Source organism: Kribbella endophytica, from assembly GCF_054781295.1.
Map to the genome: position 1 here is coordinate 80,578 of NZ_BAAGUR010000010.1, position 21,338 is coordinate 101,915.

The window sequence follows — 21,338 nt, forward strand, 5'->3', positions numbered from 1 at the left end:
GGGATCGGCCGGGACGTGTGATGCCCGTTCGGCTGAGGAGGAGTCATGGGCGAGTACACGATCGAGGATCTGAAGGAGCGCACCCGCGGAGCGGTGATCGCTGCCGGCGATCCGGCGTACGAGGAAGCGCGCAAGGTCTACAACGCGATGATCGACAAGCACCCACGCGTGGTCGTGCGGTGCGAGAACGCCGGCGACGTGATGGCAACCGTCGCCTACGCGACGGCGAACGGGCTGGAGTTGGCGGTCCGGGGTGGTTCGCACAGCGTGCCCGGGTTCGGGACCGTCGACGACGGCGTCGTCTGCGACCTCGGCGCGATGCGCGCGGTGCGGGTCGATCCGGTCACCCGTACGGCGCGAGCGCTCGGTGGTGCGACGTGGGGCGACTTCAACGCCGCGACGCACGCCTTCGGGCTGGCGACGACGGGCGGGATCATCTCGACCACCGGCGTCGGCGGGCTGACGCTGGGCGGCGGGATCGGGTACCTGGCGCGCGGGCTCGGGCTGTCCTGCGACAACCTGATCTCGGCCGACGTGGTGACCGCGGACGGGCGGTTCCTGATCGCCAGCGAGAAGGAGCACGAGGATCTGTTCTGGGCGCTGCGCGGTGGTGGCGGCAACTTCGGTGTCGTGACCGCGCTGGAGTTCCGGCTCGAGCCGGTCGACCAGGTGTACGGCGGGCCGATGCTGTTCGAGATGTCGGACGCGGCCGCTGTGGTAGCCGGCTTCCGGGACCTGATCAAGGACGCGCCGGAGGCGTTGGGCGGGTTCCCGGCGTTCCAGCTGGCGCCGCCGCTGCCGTTCATCCCCGAGGACCGGCACGGGGAGCCGTTCTGTCTGATCGTCGGCTGCTGGGCCGGGGATCTGGGGGAGGGCGAGAAGCAGATCGCGCGGTTCCGTGAGTTCGCGCCGGTGGTCGCCGAGCACGTCGGCGCGATGCCGTACCCGGCGCTGAACGCGGCCTTCGACGGCCTGGTGCCGCCGGGGTTGCAGCACTACTGGAAGGCGAACTTCGTCACCGAGCTGACCGACGACGCGATCCAGGCGCACCTGCGGCACGCGCCCGGGCTGCCGGCGGTGAACTCGACCGTGCACATCTACCCGATCGATGGCGCATGTCATCGGGTGCCGGCTGACGCGACCGCGTTCGCCTACCGCGACGCGAACTTCGCGACGGTGATCGCGGGGATGTGGCCTGATCCTGCTGCCAACGAGGCCAACGTCGAGTGGGTCCGCAACTACTACGACGACGTCGCGCCGCACTCCGAGTCGGGCGGCTACGTCAACTTCATGGCCGGCGACGACCAGGGCCGGATCGCCGACAACTACAAGGACAACTACGCGCGGCTCGTGGAGGTGAAACGCGCCTACGACCCCGACAACGTCTTCCACCTGAACCAGAACATCGCGCCCTAGGTCGCGTCCCAGATCATCGCATGGGCGTTGCCGACCCGGGAGAACGTCGCGCCGGGGAAGACCCCGGCGTACACGTGCTCGAACTGTTCGCGGTTCAGGTAGCGGTCGCTCACGCGGTGATCGAGCCAAGATCCGGTCGACAGTGTGAAGATCTCCCAGGCCTCCCGGGCGTCACGGCGGACGAGGTTGCGCAGCAACTTGCGCACCTCGTTCCCGTACAGGCGCCAGCGGGGGTTGGCCGCGCGCGGCGAGACGGTGTCGACGAGGACCACGCGACCGCCGGTTGTTGCCACGGCTTTGATCCGGGTGAGGGCTTCGTCGAGGTTCGCGACGTGATGGAGGGTGGCGACGCTGAGGACGAAGTCGTAGGTGCCGGCGACGTCGCCCAGATCGCCCTCCAGGTACGAGATGTTGCCTCGGGCCCGTTTCCGGCGGGCCAGCCGGATCATCGCGCCGGACAGGTCGAACGCGTCCACCTGGCCGAAGTGGTCGGCCAGGAGGACGGTGTGCCGGCCTGCGCCGCAGCCGAGCTCGAGAGCTTTCGTACGGCGTACTGACGGCAGGACCGACGGCAGCCAGGCGGCGACCGGGTCGTCGGTCAGCTCCGCGAGGCGGTCGTAGCGCTCGGCCAGCCGGTTGAACGACTGGGCCTCTTCCCAGGTCAGCATGCGTCTCCTTGTCACAGAAAGGAGATGCCTGCGGCCCCGGAATCGTTGGCGCGCCCCGGGAACGGATTGTGGACTCCGTTCCCGGGGCGCGCTGTCGGTCAGAGAGCGAGGAGGCGCTGGAAGAACGCTCGGTACTTCTGGAGAGCGCCGCGGAGGTCCTCGGTCGACGGTTCGCCGTCGGACCACTGCCGCTCCAGCTCCTGGTGCTGGTCGTCGAAGGTCGCCGACAACCGCTTGAGCAGGTCGTCGACGAGCTTGTCGGCCTCGCTCACGGCTTGGCGCGGATCGTCGACGAAGCCTTGCTGGATGACCTCCCAGCGCGACCTGAAGTCGACGGCAGCGTCCTCGGCGACGAGCGGACCCTCGGTTGAGGTGGGTGCTGAGGACTGCTCGTTGCGTGTGGTCGCCTCGTCGGACGTGCCCGGGGCTTCGCCCGCCTGTACGTCGTGCGCGGCCTCGTCGGCCGGCGCGACGCGGTCGTCGGCCAGGTCGGTCCGGTCGCCGCCGAGCGAGTCGCCTCCGGCTGCTCGCGCCAGGCGGTCGTCACGCAGGTCGCCGTCGGGTGCGTCGCCTTCCCGTACGCCGCCTTCCCGTACGCCGCCATCTCGTACGCCGCCATCTCGTACGCCGCCGTCTCGTACGCCGCCGTCGTCCGCATCGCCGTCGTGCAGGTCGCCCGCACGCAGGTCGTTGTCGCGGACGCCGGCGTCGGCGTCGGCGTCGGCGTCGGTCGGACGGTTGGAGAAGTCGGCGTCGGTCAGGTCAGGGGTGCGTTCTTCCGGGCGGTGGTCGGTCATGCCTGCTCCTTGGAGTTGTCGTGGTCGGTCAGCAGGGCGTCGACGAGTTGCCGGTACGCCGTGACGGCCTGGCGGAGTTGTTCGGTGTCGGCGTCGCCGCGGTCGCGCGCGACGGCGACCCGGTGGGCGGCGCGGTAGTGCTCGGCGACCTCGGGGTGATCGACCGAGATGTCGTTCACCCGCTGGTCGAACTCGTCGACCGGGTAGCCGGCCTCGCGCATCATCCGCAGGACCAGCCGGTCGGCGTCCTCGACCGCCTGCCCGGGCTCGTCCACGAACCCGGCCTGGACCGTGTTCCACTCCGCGCGGTAGCGCTCCGCGCTCTCACCGCTCAACGGCTGCACGTCGAGCTTGGCGACGCGCCGTTCCCGTTCGCGCAGGTCTCGCTCGGCCGTGCGCTTGTCCCCAGACTCCTCGACGGCGTGGTCGTACTCGGGCCCGAACCTGTTCTGCAGTTGCCCGGACCGCTGGCGCTGGTAGAAAAACAGCGCCGCACCGGCCAGTACGACGGCCAGTACCACGATGACGATGATCTCCATCAAACCCTCCAGTCGGGACGTCACCACCTCGTCCCCGACCGGAACAGCACGAGGACCGATGGTTTCGGACCGTGTTCCCGGCCCGTCCAGCTCCCCGTGCACCCTCCTCGGTACCCACGCACTCGCAGGTGAAGCACGTCAGCCGGCCGCCGACGCTGTGTCGGTGGCCGGCTGCGACGAGTGATCAGGCCTTCGGCGCCAGCTTGTGCACGACGATGCCGGACTTGAAGGTGGTGGTGCCGAGCAGTTCGAGGTGCGTCGCGGCCAGGTCCTGGCCGTCGAACATCCGCTGCCCGCTGGCTACCACCGGGCAGACCCAGAAGTGGTACTCGTCGACCAGCTTGTTCTCCAGCAGCGCCTGGGAGAACTCGCCGGTGCCGAACTTCAGCAGGTCGCCGCCGTCGGTCTCCTTCAGCGCCCGGACGGCCTCGACGACGTCGCCCTCGAGCAGCTCGGCGTTCCAGGTCGTCTCCTCGAGCGTCCGCGAGGCGACGTACTTCGGCATCGCGTTGAACTTGTCGGAGTACGGGTCGCCGCTGCGCTGCGACCAGGCCTCGGCGAAGCCCTCGTAGGTCTCCCGCCCGAGCAGCAGTGCCTCGGTGGTTTCCATCAGCTTCATGCTGTACCCCATGTACTCGTCGTCCCAGTACGGCCCGCTCCAGTCCTGCGGGTCGGAGATGATGCCGTTCAGGGTGACGAAGGTGCTTTCGACGATCTTGCGCATGATGGGTGGTTCCTCTCAGGGTTGGTACGGCGTGTGCAGGCGGGCGGCGCGGAGCGCTTGGGCCCACCAGACGAGTTGGTCGAGCGTGGTCTTGACGGCGGCCTCGTACCCGGAGCCCGGGCGGGGCCAGCTGCCGTCGGCGGCGAACTGCTCCCAGTAGCAGGGCAGGGCCACGGTGTTGCGGATGGCGACCGAGTGCAGCTCGGTGAAGACCTGCCGCAGCTGGGCGGCGGCGTACAGGCCACCGGTCTCCCGGCCGTAGCTGACGATGGCGACCGGCTTGGCGTGCCACTCCTCGTAGTACCAGTCCAGTGCCGTCTTCAGCGGAGCCGGGAAGCTGCTGTTGTACTCCGGCGTCACCACGACGAACGCGTCGGCGGCAGCGAGCCGGGGAGCCAGTACGGCGACCTCTGCGGGCGCCGGCTCGTCGGTGTCGGTCAGTACCGCCGGCAGGTTCGTGGCGGCGAGGTCGATCAGGTCGATGGTGAGCTCTGCACGCTTGGCTGCCTGCTGGGCGAACCAGTCGGCCACCGTGGGTCCGAAGCGCCCGCTCCGGGTACTGGCGACGATCACCGCGACGTTCAGTCTCATGTCCACCTCCGCTCTGTTGAGGAAGACTCTGCCGGAGGTGGTTTACGGTTTCTTTCCGGTCCGTTGCCGAGGCACCGGAAAGATAGGGTGCGGCCATGCGATTCGGGGTGCTGGGGCCGGTAGCGGCGTGGACGGACAGTGGCGAACCGGTCACCGTGCCCGGCCTGAAGGTGCGGGCCCTGCTGGCCGACCTGCTGCTGCACGAGGGCCGCCCGGTGCCGGCGGACCGGCTGCTGGACGACCTGTGGGGTGACGACCTGCCCGGCAACCCGTCCGGCACGCTGTCCGCGAAGGTGTCCCAGCTGCGGCGGGCCTTCGACGACGCTGAGCCGGGCTCGCGTGCGCTGGTGGTGTCCGGGCCAGCCGGGTACTCGCTGAAGGTCGACAGTGCGACGTACGACGCGTTGCAGTTCACGGCGTATCTGGAGCAGGGCCGGCTGGAGGAGGCGCTGGCGTTGTGGCGCGGCCCGGCGTACGCGGACTTCGCGGACGAGGCCTTTGTCGCGTCGACTGTTGCGCGGTTGAGTGAGCTGCGGCTGGAGGCGCAGGAGTCTTGGTACACCGACGTGAGTGCGCTGGCTGCGCTGGTTGCCGAGCATCCGTTGCGGGAGAAGCTGCGCGCCGCGCACATCAAGGCGTTGTACCGCGCTGGTCGGCAGAGCGAGGCGCTGGACAGCTACGAGCAGCTGCGGTCTTTGCTGGCCGACGAACTCGGGCTGGACCCGAGTCCGGAGCTGGTGGCGCTGCAGCAGTCGGTGCTGACTCAGGGCCTGCCGACCCGGCGGAACAACCTGCCGGCACAGCTGACCGACCTGATCGGCCGTGGGGTCGCTCTGGCCGAGATCGATCGGCGACTGGTGGAAGACCGGCTGGTGACGCTCACCGGTCCCGGTGGGGTGGGCAAGACTCGGCTGGCAGTTGCTGCGGCCTCTGCGGCGGCCGGGCGGTACCGGGACGGGGTGACGCTGGTCGAGCTGGCCGGTATCGCGTCGGACGCGTTGGACATCACCGGCTCGCTGACCGATGCGCTGCAAGTCGCACTGGACCTGCGGGACGTCGGTGGTGAGGACGTCGTGGACCACCTGGCCGACGTACTGGGGGAGCGGCTGCTGGTGCTCGACAACTGCGAGCACGTGATCGGTGAGGTCGCTGCGCTGACTGACCGGCTGCTGGCGGCTGCGCCTGGGCTGCGGGTGCTGGCGACGAGTCGGGAGCCGTTGGGGCTGACCGGTGAGGCCGTGTGGAACGTGCCGACGCTGGCGGTGCCTTCGCTCGGGGGTTCGGTCGAAGCCTTGCAGCAGTCGACCGCTGTGCAGCTTTTCGTCGCGCGGGCGACTGCCTCGGACCGGGGCTTTGTGCTCTCGGAGGAGAACGCATCGGCCGTGGCTGTGCTGTGCCGGCGGCTCGACGGGATCCCGCTGGCGCTGGAGCTCGCCGCTACTCGCGTGCGGGCGCTGGGGGTTGTGGGACTCGTTGCACGGCTCGATGACCGGTTCAGACTGCTGGCGACCGGTCATCGGGGTGCGGCGCCTCGGCAGCAGACGCTAATGGCGATGATCGACTGGTCGTGGGAGCTGCTGAGTTCTGAGGAGCAGGTGGTTCTGCGGCGCCTTGCTGTGCACGCTGACGGTTGTACGCCGGAGGCGGCCGAGGCGGTCTGTGGTGTGGACGTGCTCGACGTACTGGTTCGCCTGGTCGACCGGTCGCTCGTCGTACCGGTGGCTGGTGCTGACGGGATGCGCTACCGGTTGCTGGAGTCTGTGGCGGCGTACTGCGTAGACAAGCTGCACAAGGCCGGCGAGTACGAGTCAGTGCGTTCGCTGCATCGGCAGTACTACGTGGAGTTCGCTTCGGTGGCTTCCACTCACCTGTACGGCGCTGAGCAGGGTCTGTGGCTGCAGCGGCTGGACGACGAGTCCGGGAACCTGCGCAGCGCGTTGGACGGGGCCATCGCCGCCGGGGAGGACGCACTGGCGCAGCAGCTCGTGTCCTCGCTTGGCTGGTACTGGTTCCTGCGGGGACGGTTTGCTGAGGCCCGGCGGTCGATCGAGGCTGTGCCGGAGACGCCTGAGCTGATGGCGTGGCTGGCGGGCTACATGTACCTGCACGGCGACAACGAGGCCACGGTGTTGCGGGACCGCTGCGTGGCTGACGTCGGTCCGCGGTCGGTGTTCTGGATGGCCTTGCACTGCAGCGATTCCGGCGACCTGTCGCAGGCGCTGGTGATGTTGGAGCAGTGCCTGGCGTCGTTCGAGCAGTCCGGTGACAGGTGGGGGATAGCTGCGGTCCTGGCGGCGCGGGCGAAGCATGCGCATGTCCGGGCTGATCTGGAGGCTCTGCGGAGCGATGCCGCTGAGAGTGCTCGGCTGTTCCGTGCGCTGGGCGATCGGTGGGGTCAGCTGCAGGCGCTGGGCTGGCTTGGTTCGCATGCGGAGCTGGTCGGTGACTTCCGGGGCGCGGTGAAGCTGCACACCGAGGCGCTGCGGATGGCGGAGGAGCTGGGGCTCTGGCCGGACGTCGCCGGTGAGTACGGGTGGCTCGGCTGGACCGCCGTACGGGAGGGCGACTACGCGCAGGCGTCGGCGTACGGCGAACAGGCCTTCCAGCTGGCGATGGAGCAGGGCAACCGGCCGATGGAGTCGCTCGGTGCGCTGGTGCTGGGCTTCGCTGCGCGGCGCAGCGGTGACCTGGACGTGGCCGAGAAGCGGTTGCAGAACCTGATCGACGAGGCCCGGCGGCAGGACGACGCGGTGCTGTACCTGTCGATGGTGCTGGACGAGCTGGGCTTCCTGCTGGAGCAGCAGGGCGAGCTGGCGGCTGCGCGGGCCTTGCATGTGGAGGCTTACGTGCTTGGGGTGGAGCAGGAGTCGCGGCGGTCGATGGCGTGGTCGCTGGAGGGGATTGCGGGGACGGTGGCTGTTGCTGCGCCTGCTGTCGCTGCGCGGTGCTTGGGAGCTGCTGTCGTAGTGCGTGAGGTTGAGGGGCTGCCGGTGACCGCTGCAGAGGGTGCTGATGTGCTGCGGATCGAGCAGGCTGCTCGTGGGGTGCTGGGGGAGCAGTACGACGCGGAGTACGCGGCTGGTCGGTTGCTGACGTTGGAGGAGGCTTTCGCGCTGGTGTCTGGCGTGTAGCTCTTATTAGTCGGCGAAGACGGCGGGGGCGTCGGCGACGATCCGGCGGAGCGTGCCGGTGAACTGGTCGCGCTCCTTGGCCGGCAGCTCGGTCAGCAGCTGCTCCAGCTTCTTGGTGAGCTCGTCGTGGAACCGATTCAGCGCGTCCATGCCCTCATCGGTCAGCGTGACCTTCACCGCGCGCCGGTCCTGCGCGTCCGGCTGCCGTACGACGAGGCCGCGGTGCTCGGCGCGGTCGACCAGACCGGTCAGGCTGGAGCGCTCGACGCCGAGGGTGGCGGACAGCTCGGCCATGCCGGTCGGGCGGTTGCCGAGTGAGCAGAGCATCTGGGCCTGCGCGGTGGTGAGGTCGCAGCCGCGCCCGACTTCGGCGTACAGGGTGTGCACGAGGTGGGTGAGGCGGACCAGGCTGCTCGCGGTGCTGAGCGTCTCATCCATCCTTGGCCTCCCTGAGTTGTGAATGTTCGTGGCACGAAGTAATTTGTTCGTCAGGGCAATAGTACGTGGAACGAACTAACTGCGGCAACGAAGGTGTGGACGATGGACTACGGGCACGAGCTGGTCTTCGGAACGTTCCTCACGCCGGCGATCGATCAGGTCGACCGTGTGATCGCGCTGGCCCAGCTGACTGAGCAGGTCGGACTGGACCTGGTGACGCTGCAGGACCACCCGTACCAGCCACGGCTGGCCGACGCGTGGACCCTGCTGAGCGTCATCGCCGCGCACACGCAGACGGTGAAGGTCGCCACCAACGTCGCCAACCTGCCGCTGCGGCACCCCGTCGTACTGGCGCGCAGCGTCGCGACGCTCGACCTGATCACCGGCGGACGTGTCGAGCTCGGCCTGGGCGCCGGTGGATTCCGCGAGGCCGTCGCCGCGAACGGCGGCCCCGAGCTGACCGCTGGCCAGAGCATCACGGCGCTGGAGGAGGCGCTCGCGATCATCCGCGAGGTGTGGACCCCCGAGGGCGGCGGCATCCGTCTCCCCGGCAAGCACTACACCCTGAACGGCGCCAAACGCGGCCCCGCGCCCGCACACCCGGTCGAGATCTGGCTAGGCGCCTACAAGCCCCGCATGCTCGCCCTGACGGGTCGCCTAGCCGACGGCTGGGTCCCCTCCAGCGGCTACACGGGCCCCGACGCTCTCCCCGCGATGAACAAGCTCATCGACGCCGCCGCCCAAGAAGCAGGCCGAGACCCCTCCGCCATCCGCCGCCTCTACAACCTCTCCGGCACCTTCACCGGCCAAGGCAGCTTCCTCCAGGGCCCCGAGTCCCTTTGGATAGACCAACTCACCGAACTGACCCTGACGGAGGGAATGAGCACCTACATCCTCGCCTCCGACAACCCAGACGACATCCGCCGCTTCGCCGAAGTAGCCGAAGGTGTCAAGGAGACGGTCACCGCAGCCCGCGCCTCGGCCCGAGCTGCCGCCTCAGCCTCCGCCGCGAACAGCACCCCCGACTCCGCCGCGGCGAATGCCGCCGGCCCCGGCGACGACCACCCCACCAACAACCACACCGCCGGCTCCGCCGTGTCGGTCTCTTCGCCGGCCTCAGCTAACTTCCCGGTCGTACCGACCCCTCCGCCCAGCGAGCGGCGGAGCGACGTACAGGTGTGGGACGAATCAGCCCGCCCGACCGGCCCAGCGCTCGACCCCGAGCGCACCTACACGCCGTACCAGCTCTCCTCCGGCGAACACCTGATCCAGGTCCACGACCACCTCCGCGCCGAGCTCGAACAGATCCACGACCTGGTCGAACAAGTAGCAGCCGGCTCGATGGGCGTAGGCGCGGCCCGCTCTCACATCAACACCATGACCATGCGCCAAAACAACTGGACCCTCGGCACCTACTGCGAGTCCTACTGCCGCCTGGTCACCACGCACCACTCCATCGAGGACGCATCCCTCTTCCCGAGACTGCGCCGAGCCGACGACCGCCTCAAGCCCGTCGTCGACCGCCTCCAGGAGGAGCACCTGGTCATCCACGACGTCCTCGAGAACGTCGACAAGGCCCTCGTCACTCTCGTCTCCGGCGAAGGCACCCTCGACGACCTCCGCGCCGCCGTCGACCTGCTCGACGACACCCTCCTGTCCCACCTGTCCTACGAAGAACGCGAACTGGTCGAACCCCTCGCCCGCCTCGGCGTCATGTAACCCAGTACGCCGACCGCGAGCTTGTACGACGTACAAGCTCGCATGCCCCGCCCCCGGCGCATCGCCTCACGGGCACGCGCGCGACCGGCGGCGCACCGACTCAGCGCCGCACGCGCCGCCTCCCGGGCATACGCCGACCGCGAGCTTGTACGCCGTACAGGCGCACGCGCCGCCCTCGGCGCACCGCCTCACAGGCGTACGTCACCTCCCGGCGTACCGGCGTACGCCGTACCGCCTACTTCGCCTCGCCGAGCAGCGACGCGAGGATGTCCAGCAGCCGCAGCGTCGGCGCCTCGGCGAGCACCTTCGCCGCGGACGTCGCCGGCTCGGCGATCAACCGCACCTGCAGCGCCTTGAAGTCCCGCACGTTCGCCGGGTGGACCAGGTCACGATGCACGGCCGCGAGGAACTCCGCGCCGGCGGACGAGTCGCTGTACGTCATCCGGATGAAGCTGTCGCTGACCGGGAAGAGGTAGGGCCGCTTGAGGTGCAGCAGCTTCGCCTTCTTCGCCTGCCCGAACCCCCGGTGCCCGGAGAACTTCTCGTCCAGCGCGATCGCCGCGTCGAACAGCTCCGACCCCGGCGCCGCGTCCTCGAGCTTCGCGCCCACCGGGATCGCCGCGAACTCCTTGTCCGCGTCCACCTCCAGCAGCCACGGGATGTCCAGCGCGCGCAGGTCCGACCCGATCACCATCGTCCGCGCGAGATCCTCGAGCGTCACCTTGTCCGGCTCCGACCCACCCACCGTGGTCAGCCCCGGAAGCCCGTCGTAGTACCGCAGCACCGCGCCGTTCGACTCGCAGTAGATCCGCAACTGCGCGATCGCCTCGTCCACGACGATCTTCCGACTACCGATGTTCATGAGCCACACCCTCACACTCTTGGTGGCGAACCCGCCAGCCGGATTGGGCGATCCGACCGGGAATCCGATCAAATCCGGATGCGGTGCATCGTAGGGGAAGCCCACCCGTCCCCGCCCACAGGGTGACACCACCACTTGTCCACAGCCGACAACAAAGCCCCCCGTAACCCGCAGCCACCACCTTAAACTCTCCGTGACGGCAATCGACCGAACGGAGACACGAGATGCGGGCAGCCCGAAGGACCTTGTCCGCCCTCCTCGCGTTCCTTCTCGTCACCCCCGTGATCGCAGTGACCGGCCCGACCGCGTACGCCGAGGACGGCACCTGCATCCACGTCGACATGAGCATCACCGCCAGCGGCGAACTGCTGACCAAAGGCCCGCAGATCGCCAACGACGGCGGCTTCGGTCACGCGGGCACGGGACAGACGTTCTCGTTCAAGGCCCGCACCTTCGCGCCGTCGATGGACATCTGCGCCATGCAGCTGACCGACCTCCGCACCTGGCAGGTCAGCGGCTGGCCGTGCACCAACTACCCGAAACCGAAGCCGGCCCGCACGCAGTCCCTGACCTGGTCCGTCACCGTTCCACTGGACTGCGAGGTGCCGTCCTCACCTGGTCTCCTGGCCGCCTCGCTGACCAACGGCAAGGGCGCGGCGACCGGCAACGTCAACATCTACGCGGGCGCCCCAGGGTTCGTCCTGCCGGACAAACAGGCACGAGGCCTGTTCGGCCCCTTCGCGATGCAGTCCGACCCCGTGAACTCCCTGACCGGCGCTTTGACGGCGGTCGAGACGGACGCGGCGGTGACCGGCCTCGGCGTGCCGCTGAGCGTCGACCGGACCTACAACTCGAACGACCCGACCACGGGAACGCTCGGTCCCGGCTGGCGTCCGTCGTACTCCGACAAGCTGGTCCTGACCGGGCGCTCCGCCAACTACCTGGCTTCCGACGGTCGCGAGATCGCCTTCACTCAACGCGGCACAGGGTTCGTCGTCGAGCCAGGCGTGGCTCGGTTCACGCTCGGACGCTCGGGCACGGACTACGTGCTGACCGACCTCGACCAGCAGCGGATGAGGTTCTCCTCGTCCGGCGACCTGCTGTCGATCCTCGATCGCAACGGGCAGGGCATCACGATCACCGGGGAGTCCGGCCGGATCAGCTCGGTCACCAACGGGCGCAGGTCCCTCAAGTACACCTACAGCGACACCGGGCTGCTGGCGGCAGTCGTGCTGACCGCGCCGTCGGCCGAGGACCGCAGAGTCGCGTACGAGTACTCCGACGGCAAGCTCACCGCGGTCACGTCTCCTGGCGGCGTCAGGACGGAGTACGGCTACGACGCCAAGGGCAGGCTGAGCACGGAGACCCGCGGTGGTGCCGCCCGGCCGACCTTGATCACCGAGTACGACGACGGCGGCAGGGTCGTGAGCCAGACCGACGGCAAGGGCGCCAAGAGCACTTGGACCTGGGAAGACGCCGGGATCCGCGGCAAATCCACGATGACCGATCCGACCGGTGGCCGGTGGGTCAACGAGTACGAGCGGAACTGGTTGGTCCGCCAGATCGATCCCACGGGCGTCGCCGTGACGTTCCACTACGACTCCGCGGGCAACCTGATCCGCGTCTTCGACCCTCTGGGGCACGGCGCCCGCCATACGTACGACGCTCTCGGTCGCGTGACCAGCTCCACCGATGCGGGCGGCTTCACCACTCGGCGTACCTACAACAGCGCGAACGATCCTGTCTCGGCAACAGATCCGCTCGGTCGCCGCTCGACCTTCGGCTACGACCTCCGAGGGAACCTGACCTCCACGTCGTACGCCGGGAGAACCTCGTCGGTCACCTACGACCAGCGCGGTCTGCCTGTGTCGGTCCGGGAGGGCGGTGGGCGGACGAGCCGATCCTCCTACTCGTCGGACGGTGACCTGACGAGCACCACCGACCCCGCCGGCAATGTCACGAAGTACGAAGTGGACGGTTGGGGCAGACCTTCCAAGGTCACCGGTCCGCGCGGTCAGACGACGACCTTCACCTACTCTGCGGACGACCAGCCCCTCGAGCAGCACGGGCCGCTCGATCAGAACACTCGCCTGGACTACGACGACCACGGCCGGCTCTCCGCCTCGACCGACGCGCGCGGCGGAACCACCCGGTACCGCTACGACGACGCCGGCCAACTGGTCAGCGTCACCGCACCGTCCTTGCCAGAGGCAACCGCAGAGTTCGATGCCTCCGGCAGGTTGGTCAAACAGACCGACGCGAGCGGGCGGGCCCAGACCTCCGAGTACGACGCAGCCGGTCGGTTGACCGCGACGACGTACGGCGGCCGCACCTGGCGATTCACCCACGACAGGGCCGGTCGTCTCGTTCGTACGACACTCCCGTCCGGCAAGGCCGCGTCCTTCACGCTCGACGCCCGCGGCGCGATGACCCGCGTCGACTACTCCGACAAGACGCCGTCGAACTCCTTCACCTGGGACGCCGCCGGCCGCCGTACGACGATGACCGACGTCGGCGGCGTCACGCGCTTCGGCTACGACACCTTCGACCGGCTGACCTCCGTCAACCGCCCAGGTTCGGCAGTCGCCTACAAGTGGGACCAGGCCGGCAACCTGCAGTCCCGCACCGCTGCCGGACACACGGAGACCTACACCTGGGACGCCGTCAACCGCCTCACCACTGCGAAGGTCGACGGCAAACCAGCGGCCACCTACGCGTACGACGTCGCCCGCGGTTCGATCACCACCCAGCGCCCGTCCGGTCTCACTGAGACCCGGCGATACGACGTCGTCGGCCGGGAGACCGAGCTGCGGCTGACTCAGCCCGGGAAGCCTCTCCGTACCGTCGCCTCTTCCTACGACGCAGGCGACAACCTGGTCCTGACGAACGACTCAGCCACGGGCAAGTCCGCCTACACCTACGACGCGCTCGGCCTGTTGACCGCGGTCTGCTACGCGGTCGGATCAGTGCGCCGACGAGGCCGAGGACTACATCCGCTACGCCTACGACGGCGCCGGCAACCGGACCTGGGAGGAACGCCCGAGCAGCACCAAGTGGTCCCTGTTCGGCCCCGGCAACGAACTCCAAGGCTCCATCACCGCCCCCAAGGGCTACCCCAAGGTCCCGCCCGTCGGCACTTTCAACACCTACGACGCCGACGGCAACCTCACCTCCGACGGCACCACCAGCTACACCTGGACCGCCGCCGGCAAACCAGCCTCATCGACCACGGCCGCGGGCAAGACCACCTACACCCACTCGGCCGACGGCCGCCGTCTCACCGAGTCCACCACGGGCAAAACCACCCGCTACCTCTGGGACTCCCTCTCACCCCAGATCCTCAGCACCACCGACGGCAAAACCGCCACCCGCCACACCTACGGCAGAGGCCTTCTCTCCACCACCGCCCTCACCAAATCAGCCGCCCACACCACAACCCCAACAGGCACAGTCCTCTCGACCGGTGACGACCCCCGTTCGTACGAACCCTTCGGCACCCAAAGACCTCCCGCACCTCCCGCCACGACCCCATCCCCAGGCTTCGCCGGCGGCATCCAACTCCCCAACGGCAACTACCTCCTGGGCCAACGCGAGTACAACCCCGCCGCCGGCACCTTCCTCTCCCCAGACCAAGGCGCCTCGTCCCACCCGTACGGCTACGCCGGCAACAATCCCCTCACCAACACCGACCTCACCGGCCTCAACGACATCAACGGCACCCTCACCGACGTCTCCCACATCTCCGGCTGGGTCTCCATCGGCACCATCGCCGCCGCCGTAGGCTGCACCATCTACCGCCCCTGCGCCCCAGCGATCCCCATCCTCATGCAGGTCTCATCGGCCACCGGAATGGTGTCCGCTGGTTCAGCTGGCGCGCTGTCGGCAGAGGCCTGCGTAGTCAAGGGGAACTGCTCGGACTTGGCTGCGAGCATCGCCGTCATCGGTGTCGCCAGCCGATTCCCTGGGCTGGGAGTCGCCGCGCGCGACGCGCGGGTCGCGTCGTCGACGAGCGGCACCGGTACGGAGCTGGCCCTGGTCGGGAACTTCTCCAACGAGCGTTTGGCCTTTGCGCACTACGCAAAGCATGTCAAGGGGATCAACACGGCAATGGGGAAGAACACGCTGAGAAGCAAGAGCCCCGACCTGGCCGGCTTGGGAACTTATCCGGCCTATGTCGACGCAGCTCGCGCCTTCATGGGTTCCGGCGCACGGCCCGGGACAATCGAAGGTTTGCGGCTACGCGACGGAGCTCTCATCCGCCTTGATCCGGTGACAGGAGAGTTCGGAGTCCGCAGATCAGACGGCGTCATCGCAAGCTACTTCGTTCCAGACGATCCGCTGGGGTACTTCTGGAAGGATATGTCTCGTGAACGACACCGCTGAGTTTCTCGCCGCCTTCGGTGAAGCTGTGAAGGCTGCGGGAGGGAGGCCAAGGAGCAGTCCGGCGGCTCTGGTCGACGAATGGCTGGGGTTCGTGCAGGCCTGTGAGCAGGGCTATTCCGAAGACATCGACGAGTTCCACAATGATCGGTCGGTGCGTGGGTTGCTCGAGCAACTGTTGAATGACCCCGGCCTCGGGCGTTTCCCGCAGTTGTCGTGGGTGCGCACGGCGGTCGCCGCCGCGGACGAGCGCTACAGGGCTGTGTTGATACCTGTGGATATGTGGCCACATCAAACCTGGTGGGAGCGGAGTCTGCCGAGGCTGGCCGGCGAAGAGCTCGCTGCTGAGTTTCTTGAGCAGTACGGCGTAGCGGTCGAGATCGTCGAGTAGATCGCCTGGTCCCCGCGTTCAGCCTGCCGTTGACGAAACGCACCCTCCAATGGCGAGCCCGGTGGCGACCGCTGACACAGGCGACAGTCCAGCTGTGCTGGAGCGTTGTCGAGAGGTACTGGGCGTGGGTTTGGAGTTCGGAGAGGTCTGCTCCCCACTGCTTCGTCAGCCCCGCCTGGGACGAGGCGCGCGATTCCGGTGACGTCGAATGGCGGCGCAGTGAGGGTGGCGGGTGGTCCGCCAAGCCCATTGGCCAAGATCTCCCTGGCGGGGAGCCGGACTGATCCTTGAGCTGGATGCGGCTGCGCGGCCGGACATCGAGTCGATGCCCCATGCCGTTCTACGAGGTCTTGAGCAGGCCGTGTTCGGCCGAGCTCGCTTATGCGACGTCGGGGCGGGTCATGAGGGGGGTTTGGAGGTGCAGGGTGAGGTTGGGGGTTGTTAGGGGGACGACGTTCCATCTTGCGGTTGCCGTGCCTTTGGTGGCGTCGATGGCTACGCGGACTCGGTGGGGGGTGGTGATGACGTAGAGGTCGGCGGTGAAGGTGTTGGCTTGCCAGGCGCCGGTTGCTGCGACGGGGCGGCCTAGGGGTGAGGATTCCTCCCAGTCGCCGTGGCCGATTTTGATGGTTAAGGCGGGGCCTAGGTGTAGGTGCCATCCGGTGTTCGTGGGGGCGAGCAGTACTGGGGTTTCGTGGGGGAGGGCTGAGTCCTCGGGGGAGGCGTCGATGGTGGCTTTGGTGGGGGCGGGCTCGGGCTGGTGAGCTGGGGTGGCTGCGCCTGGGACTGGCTTGAGGGTCAGGTGTTCTAGCTGGTTGGTGAGGGCGAGGTGGTGGGCTGCGGTTGGGGCGTCGGCCGCGGTGTCCAGGTCGGGGAGGAGGTGGTCCCAGAAGAGGGCGGGGAGGGCGTCTGTGGGGTCTACTGCGCCGGTGAAGGCGATGACCAGGTCGTGGGACGGGACGACGATGCAGTGCTGGCCGTAGGCGCCGTGGCCTTGGTAGCCGTGGCGGTTGATCCAGAACTGGTAGCCGTAGCCGTTGAGGAAGTCCGGATTCGGCGTCCAGTCCGGGAGGGGGAGGGTTTCGATGTGGCGGGTGGTTGCCAGCTTCACCCATTCGCTGGGGATGAGTTGCTGGTTGCCCCAGCGGCCGTCGCGGAGGAGGAGTTCGCCGAAGGCTGCTACGGACTCGGTGGTGAGGTGCAGGCCGTGGAAGCCGAAGGCGGCGCCGCTGGCTACTCGGTCCCACTCGGCGTGGTCGATGCCCATGGGTTTGAAGAGGCGCTCGTCGAGCAGTTCGCGGAGGTCGCGGCCGGTGACGCGTTCGACCATTCGAGCGAGGACGAAGGTCGTTGCGTTGTCGTAGGTGTGCTGGGTGCCTTCGGGGGCGGTGAACGGTACGCGGAGGAAGCCCTTCACCAGGTCCTGCGGTTCCAGCTCCCAGGCTTCGGTGAGGCTGTCGTCGCTGTGTCCGGCGGTCATGGACAGCAGGTGGTGGACGGTGAGGCGGCGGCCCTGTTCCGAGATGTCGGTCGGGACGTGATCGGGGAGTACGTCGACGACTCGGTCGTTCAGGGAGAGGAGCCCGTCGGCGATCGTGAGGCCGACGGCGACTGAGGTGAACGACTTGGTCAGGGAGTAGAGAAGGTGCGGGCGGTCGGCCGAGTACGGGGCCCACCAGCCTTCGGCGATCACATGACCGCGGCGTACGATCATGAGCGAGTGGCACTCGACGCCATGCTCTTCGAGTCGGTCCAGCAGCGTGGTGATCGCGCGGGGTGAGATCCCCATCGCGGCTGGGGTCGACCGCGGAAGGAGGGCAGGTTGAGGGGCCATTCTGGAACGCTAACAAGGCCCAGCAATTGAATTAGCCGGCGTTGTTGAGGCTGGTGCTCAGGTCGATCCGGGCGGGTTGGCGATCGAGTCGATCACAGTCGGGATGTCGTGGCCTGGACGAAGCCGAGCTCGTTGCCGTCGGGGTCGCGGATGGTGAACTTGCGGCTGCCGTACGGCGTGGTGGTGAGCGGCTCGACGACGTCGGCCGTCGGGCTCAGGCGTGCCCACCACGCGTCCGCACAGTCGACCTCGAAGTTGAAGCGGGCGCCGGTGGCTGGCACAGGGTCGTAACGGCCGATGGCGAACTGGGCGGGACCGAGGGTGAAGTGCGCGTACGTCGGTGCGTCGGGCGGCCAGTGGCCTTCGGCTGGTACGCCGAGGAGGCCTTCGTACCAGGCGATCGCGCCGGCGAGGTCTCGCACGTTCGCTCGGACGTGTGTCAGGCGGGGAGTGTCCATGGCGGTCCGGTTCCCCTCCTGGGTTCAGGCATGTCTGGATCCAGGAGGGCCGGTTGACAGCTCTTGCTAGGTGATCAGGATTCGTAGGGCCAGGGCGGTGATGACTGCGCTGGAGGTGAGGGCTGTCAGGAGGCGGGCTTTGGGGGTGGTGAGGAGGCGGCCGAGGAGGGCACCGCTGGTGGAGAGGAGGAGTTGCCAGGAGGTCGAGGCGATGAAGGCTGCCGTGATGAAGAGGGTTTGTTCTGTGGGGTTGGGCTTGTGGTGTCTTGGGCGCCTAGGACGAGGGCGGTGAAGTAGAGGATGGTGGTGGGATTGAGGAGGGTCATGCCTAGGAGGGTGAAGTAGGCGCTGGTGGGGCTGGGTGGGGGCGGGATTGGTCTGGTGGCGTGGATTCGGCGGTGGTGGGTGATGGCTGTGATGGCGCCTCGGGCGGCCAGGGCCAGGAGGACAGCAACCGAGATCCACTTGAGAGGTGTGGTGATGGGGGCCAGTGCGGGGGCGGTGGCTGAGCCGCCGATGGTGGCGATGAGGGCGTAGAGGCCGTCGGCTGTGGCTACGCCGAGGGCGGCTGCGGCGCCGACCTTGAGGGTCGTGCGGGCGGTGAGGGCTACGAGATAGGTGCCGATGGCGCCTACCGGGATGGCGATGCCGTAGCCGGCGACCAGACCCGCGACGAGCGCGGTGATCACGTGCGAGAGGTGATCGATTCCAACGGTCGGCCGGTCTGCTGCTTGGCCGCCACCGAACGATCGGTGGAAGGCAGCAGCAAGTGGGCGTTGGTCGTGGTCATGGACTGATCGTGGGGTCGGTGGGGGACGTCGGGCAAGTGAATTTGCCGCCGGTCAGCAGGGCGGTGGGCTGTCCGGGGTGGGGGCGGCAGCGCGGGAAGTAGGTGGACCTGGACCTGGTGGCGGCGATGTGAAGCGAGGCGTTCCACATACGCGTGATCGGCGCCTGGCGCCCGCGACCGCGGGCGCGCCTCGGTTGCTTAGGGCAAGCGGTTAGAGCTGGTGGGCGTGGGCTTTGGTGGGGGCGAGGAAGAGGAGGGTGGCCTTCGCCTTGGTGGGGAGCATGGTGGTGTAAGCGTGGAGTTGGGGCGCGTAGTGGGCGATGCGGGCGTCGAGGGCCGCGGCGGGGATGGCGTCGGTTTTGTAGTCGACGATCATCAAGGTGCCGTCGTCCTCGCGGTACAGGAGGTCGATGAAGCCTTCGAGGACGGTGCCGTCCGGTTGGGGGATTCCGACGAAGGATTCGCGCCAGTGGTCGCGGGTGGCGGCTCGTTGCACGATGTCGGAATCGAGCGCTGAGCGGACGAGCGCTTTGACGACGTCGGCGTACTCGACGACGCCTTCGGCCAGGCATTGGGATTGGACGGCTGCGTCCAGGCCGACTGCTGTGGTCAGGTCGATGACCTGGAGTACGCCGTGGACGGCTCGGCCGATGGCGGTGCCGTACCGGCCTTTCGACCATGGTGGGAGGTCGATGTCGCGCGCCGCTTTCGCCGTACCGGAGTCTGCTTCGTGCAGGGCTACGTCGGGGCCAGTGCCTTCCAGGCCGGAGGGACTTTGGCTGGAACGGCGACGGCTGGCGGCGCGGGATTCGGTGATGCGAGATTCCCACTCGGCGCGGTTGAGGGGTGGGGAGATTTTGGGGGTTGCTGTGGGAGTTGTTGAGGTGGGTTGGCCGGTTGCTGAGGTGAGGTGGTGGAGGTCGGGGACTTCGAGGGCGTTCGCCGAGGTGAGGAGTTCGGCGTTGCTGGAGTGGCGGCGGGTGTTGGAGCGGTGGAGGGAGACGACGAGGTGGTCGCGGGCTCGCGTTGCGGCGACGTACAGGAGACGGCGGCGTTCGTAGTCGTCCATCTGCTCGTCGACTGGTTGGACCAGGTCGAAGTCCTCGGTTTGGACTGAGGATTTGAGCTTGACCGCGTAGCCGCCGTCCTGGGGCCAGAGGACTTGGACTCCCCGTTGGCGGTTGGGGGAGGCGGTCATGCCGCTGAGGATGACGATCGGGAACTCGAGACCTTTGGCGGCGTGGATGGTCATCACGCGAACGGCGTCGGCGTCGGTCTCGGGGAGGACTGCTTCGGCGACCCGGGAGGTCTCTTCGCCTTGGTGTGCGGCCCAGGCGAGGTACGAGCGGAGGCCGCCGTGTTCGACCTCGGACCAGGCGCGGGCTTGGTCGACGACGAAGCGGATGCGGCGCCAGGCGTCGCGGGCTCGGGGGCCCGTCGCGGCGACTTCGAGGATGCGGCGGTCGGCGACGATCTTCGCGAGAACCTCGCTGGGAGTGAGCCAGCGGGAGGCGTAGTAGGTCTTGCGGAGCCACTCCATGGCTTCGCCGACGGGGTGGGTGAGGAGGTTGTCGGCGATCGGGGCGGTGAGGGTGAAGGAACCGCCGGCGCGCTTCCAGGTGAAGAGGTCGTCGTCACCGCAGCCGAAGAGTGGGGAGCGGAGGGCGGTCACCAGGGCCAGCTGGTCGCTGGGGTCGCCTAGGGCTCTTGCACAGGCGAGGAGGTCGCGGACCTCGGCGGTTTGGTAGACGAGGGAGCTGGCTTCGGCGCGGTAGGGGATGTCGGCGCGGTCGAGGGCGTCTTCGAGGAAGGGGAGGGAGGTGCGGGCGGGGACGAGGACGGCGATGTCGCCGGCGCCGGCTGGGCGCCAGGTCGCTTCCTTCTCGTCGTACACGGTCCATTTGTCGTGCAGGGCTTGGGTGATGACGGTGGCGACGTCGGCGGCTTCGCGTTCGCGGAGGACGGAGGCTTGGGCGCGGGGGAGGTCGTCGTGTGGGGTGGCGCCGAGGATGGTGACGGCGGGGCCGTCTGTTGTTTGGTTGTTCGTTGTTTTGTTGGGGGTTGGGTTGTCGTTGGGGGACCAGCCGGGGATTGCTGTGGCGGCGGTGAAGGGTGTTGGGGTGTCGTCGGTGGGTGGGACGACGGTGAGGTGGCGGCGGATGGAGGTGACTGTTGCCAGTGGGTGGTCTTCGGGGTCTTCTGCTGGGGTGGTCTCGCCGGGTTCGCCGAAGAGGGAGAGCTGGTCGCCTGTGGCTGGGGTGGTGGTGATGCGGCCGGTGGGGTTGGCGGGGGTTGAGGTCGCGTCGGCCGGAGAAAGAGATGAGGAAGTGGGGTGCGCTTGGCTCGGGGTGGTCAAGGTGTCCGACGTGGGGGACGCGGTGGGTGCTGGACCGGCGGTGGTGTCTGAGGTGGGGGACTCGCTTGTGGCTGGGGTGATGGTGATGCGGCCGGTGGGGTCGGCGGTTGTTGAGGTCGCTTCGGCCGGAGAGGAAGACAAGGTGTGAGGCGGGGTGTGGGTGGTTGGGGTGGGCGTCTCCCGGGGCTCGGCTGAGGTGTGAGGCGGGGTGTGGGTGGTTGGGGCTGGGGCGGTGCGGGTGGCG

17 protein-coding genes and 1 pseudogene are annotated in these 21,338 nt (G+C 68.3%); 7 read left to right on the top strand and 11 right to left on the bottom strand.

The window, feature by feature from the left end; all coding sequences use genetic code 11:
* Nucleotides 1–45: 45 nt before the first annotated feature.
* A complete protein-coding gene (locus ACYVIO_RS43055) occupies nt 46–1,416 on the top strand; it encodes an FAD-binding oxidoreductase (protein ID WP_460656819.1) in 1,371 nt (456 codons plus the stop codon).
* Here the strand turns inward: ACYVIO_RS43055 and ACYVIO_RS43060 are convergent.
* The 5 genes from ACYVIO_RS43060 to ACYVIO_RS43080 all read right to left on the bottom strand — a co-directional run bounded on the left by ACYVIO_RS43060 (nt 1,413) and on the right by ACYVIO_RS43080 (nt 4,735).
* Nucleotides 1,413–2,084 carry a class I SAM-dependent methyltransferase gene (locus tag ACYVIO_RS43060; RefSeq protein WP_460656820.1) on the bottom strand — a complete coding sequence of 224 codons (672 nt, stop codon included), beginning with the start codon at nt 2,082–2,084 and terminating at the stop codon, nt 1,413–1,415. The two genes, ACYVIO_RS43055 and ACYVIO_RS43060, sit on opposite strands and share 4 nt — an antisense overlap.
* Nucleotides 2,085–2,182: 98 nt before the next feature.
* The gene (locus tag ACYVIO_RS43065; RefSeq protein ID WP_460656821.1) at nt 2,183–2,881 is read right to left on the bottom strand and encodes a hypothetical protein; all 699 of its coding nucleotides are present in this window, start codon (nt 2,879–2,881) and stop codon (nt 2,183–2,185) included.
* Nucleotides 2,878–3,420, bottom strand: a complete 543-nt coding sequence (locus tag ACYVIO_RS43070; RefSeq protein ID WP_460656822.1) for a hypothetical protein — start codon at nt 3,418–3,420, stop codon at nt 2,878–2,880. The genes ACYVIO_RS43065 and ACYVIO_RS43070 overlap by 4 nt, the downstream gene beginning before the upstream one ends.
* 184 nt (nt 3,421–3,604) lie before the next feature.
* Entirely contained in the window at nt 3,605–4,144 is a 540-nt protein-coding gene (locus tag ACYVIO_RS43075) for a dihydrofolate reductase family protein (RefSeq protein WP_460656823.1), read from the bottom strand.
* A gap of 15 nt (nt 4,145–4,159) precedes the next feature.
* Entirely contained in the window at nt 4,160–4,735 is a 576-nt protein-coding gene (locus ACYVIO_RS43080; protein WP_460656824.1) for an NADPH-dependent FMN reductase, read from the bottom strand.
* Nucleotides 4,736–4,830: 95 nt separating this feature from the next.
* Between ACYVIO_RS43080 and ACYVIO_RS43085 the strand changes: the two genes are divergently transcribed.
* On the top strand, nt 4,831–7,866 hold the full coding sequence (locus ACYVIO_RS43085; RefSeq protein ID WP_460656825.1) for an ATP-binding protein: 3,036 nt from the start codon (nt 4,831–4,833) through the stop codon (nt 7,864–7,866).
* Nucleotides 7,867–7,872: 6 nt separating this feature from the next.
* On the opposite strand, the gene ACYVIO_RS43090 is transcribed toward ACYVIO_RS43085, so the two are convergent.
* Nucleotides 7,873–8,304 (bottom strand): MarR family winged helix-turn-helix transcriptional regulator, encoded by a 432-nt coding sequence (locus tag ACYVIO_RS43090; RefSeq protein ID WP_460656826.1) that lies wholly within the window; start codon nt 8,302–8,304, stop codon nt 7,873–7,875.
* Nucleotides 8,305–8,406: 102 nt separating this feature from the next.
* On the opposite strand from ACYVIO_RS43090, the gene ACYVIO_RS43095 reads away from it, so the two are divergent.
* On the top strand, nt 8,407–10,023 hold the full coding sequence (locus ACYVIO_RS43095) for an LLM class flavin-dependent oxidoreductase (RefSeq protein WP_460656827.1): 1,617 nt from the start codon (nt 8,407–8,409) through the stop codon (nt 10,021–10,023).
* Nucleotides 10,024–10,258: 235 nt separating this feature from the next.
* Here ACYVIO_RS43095 and ACYVIO_RS43100 read toward each other — a convergent pair whose 3' ends face one another.
* On the bottom strand, nt 10,259–10,885 hold the full coding sequence (locus ACYVIO_RS43100) for a DUF6308 family protein (protein ID WP_460656828.1): 627 nt from the start codon (nt 10,883–10,885) through the stop codon (nt 10,259–10,261).
* A 224-nt stretch (nt 10,886–11,109) separates the two neighbouring features.
* On the opposite strand from ACYVIO_RS43100, the gene ACYVIO_RS43105 reads away from it, so the two are divergent.
* The 4 genes and pseudogenes from ACYVIO_RS43105 (at nt 11,110) to ACYVIO_RS43120 (ending at nt 15,656) form a co-directional block, all read left to right on the top strand.
* Entirely contained in the window at nt 11,110–14,352 is a 3,243-nt protein-coding gene (locus ACYVIO_RS43105; protein ID WP_460656829.1) for a DUF6531 domain-containing protein, read from the top strand.
* Between the two features lie 25 nt (nt 14,353–14,377).
* A pseudogene (locus ACYVIO_RS43110) lies at nt 14,378–14,575 on the top strand (RHS repeat-associated core domain-containing protein); the annotation flags it as partial.
* Between the two features lie 135 nt (nt 14,576–14,710).
* Complete coding sequence (locus ACYVIO_RS43115; RefSeq protein ID WP_460656830.1) at nt 14,711–15,268, top strand: hypothetical protein; 558 nt, start codon at nt 14,711–14,713, stop codon at nt 15,266–15,268.
* Nucleotides 15,252–15,656, top strand: coding sequence for a hypothetical protein (locus tag ACYVIO_RS43120; protein ID WP_460656831.1), 405 nt, complete (start codon nt 15,252–15,254; stop codon nt 15,654–15,656). The genes ACYVIO_RS43115 and ACYVIO_RS43120 overlap by 17 nt, the downstream gene beginning before the upstream one ends.
* 379 nt (nt 15,657–16,035) lie before the next feature.
* Here the strand turns inward: ACYVIO_RS43120 and ACYVIO_RS43125 are convergent, their stop codons facing one another.
* The 4 genes from ACYVIO_RS43125 to ACYVIO_RS43140 all read right to left on the bottom strand — a co-directional run bounded on the left by ACYVIO_RS43125 (nt 16,036) and on the right by ACYVIO_RS43140 (nt 21,094).
* Nucleotides 16,036–17,490 (bottom strand): serine hydrolase domain-containing protein, encoded by a 1,455-nt coding sequence (locus tag ACYVIO_RS43125; protein WP_460656832.1) that lies wholly within the window; start codon nt 17,488–17,490, stop codon nt 16,036–16,038.
* 92 nt (nt 17,491–17,582) lie between these two features.
* Nucleotides 17,583–17,948 (bottom strand): VOC family protein, encoded by a 366-nt coding sequence (locus ACYVIO_RS43130; protein ID WP_460656833.1) that lies wholly within the window; start codon nt 17,946–17,948, stop codon nt 17,583–17,585.
* Nucleotides 17,949–18,073: 125 nt separating this feature from the next.
* Complete coding sequence (locus ACYVIO_RS43135) at nt 18,074–18,637, bottom strand: LysE family transporter (protein WP_460656834.1); 564 nt, start codon at nt 18,635–18,637, stop codon at nt 18,074–18,076.
* Between the two features lie 312 nt (nt 18,638–18,949).
* On the bottom strand, nt 18,950–21,094 hold the full coding sequence (locus ACYVIO_RS43140) for a UvrD-helicase domain-containing protein (RefSeq protein ID WP_460656835.1): 2,145 nt from the start codon (nt 21,092–21,094) through the stop codon (nt 18,950–18,952).
* Nucleotides 21,095–21,338: the final 244 nt, after the last annotated feature.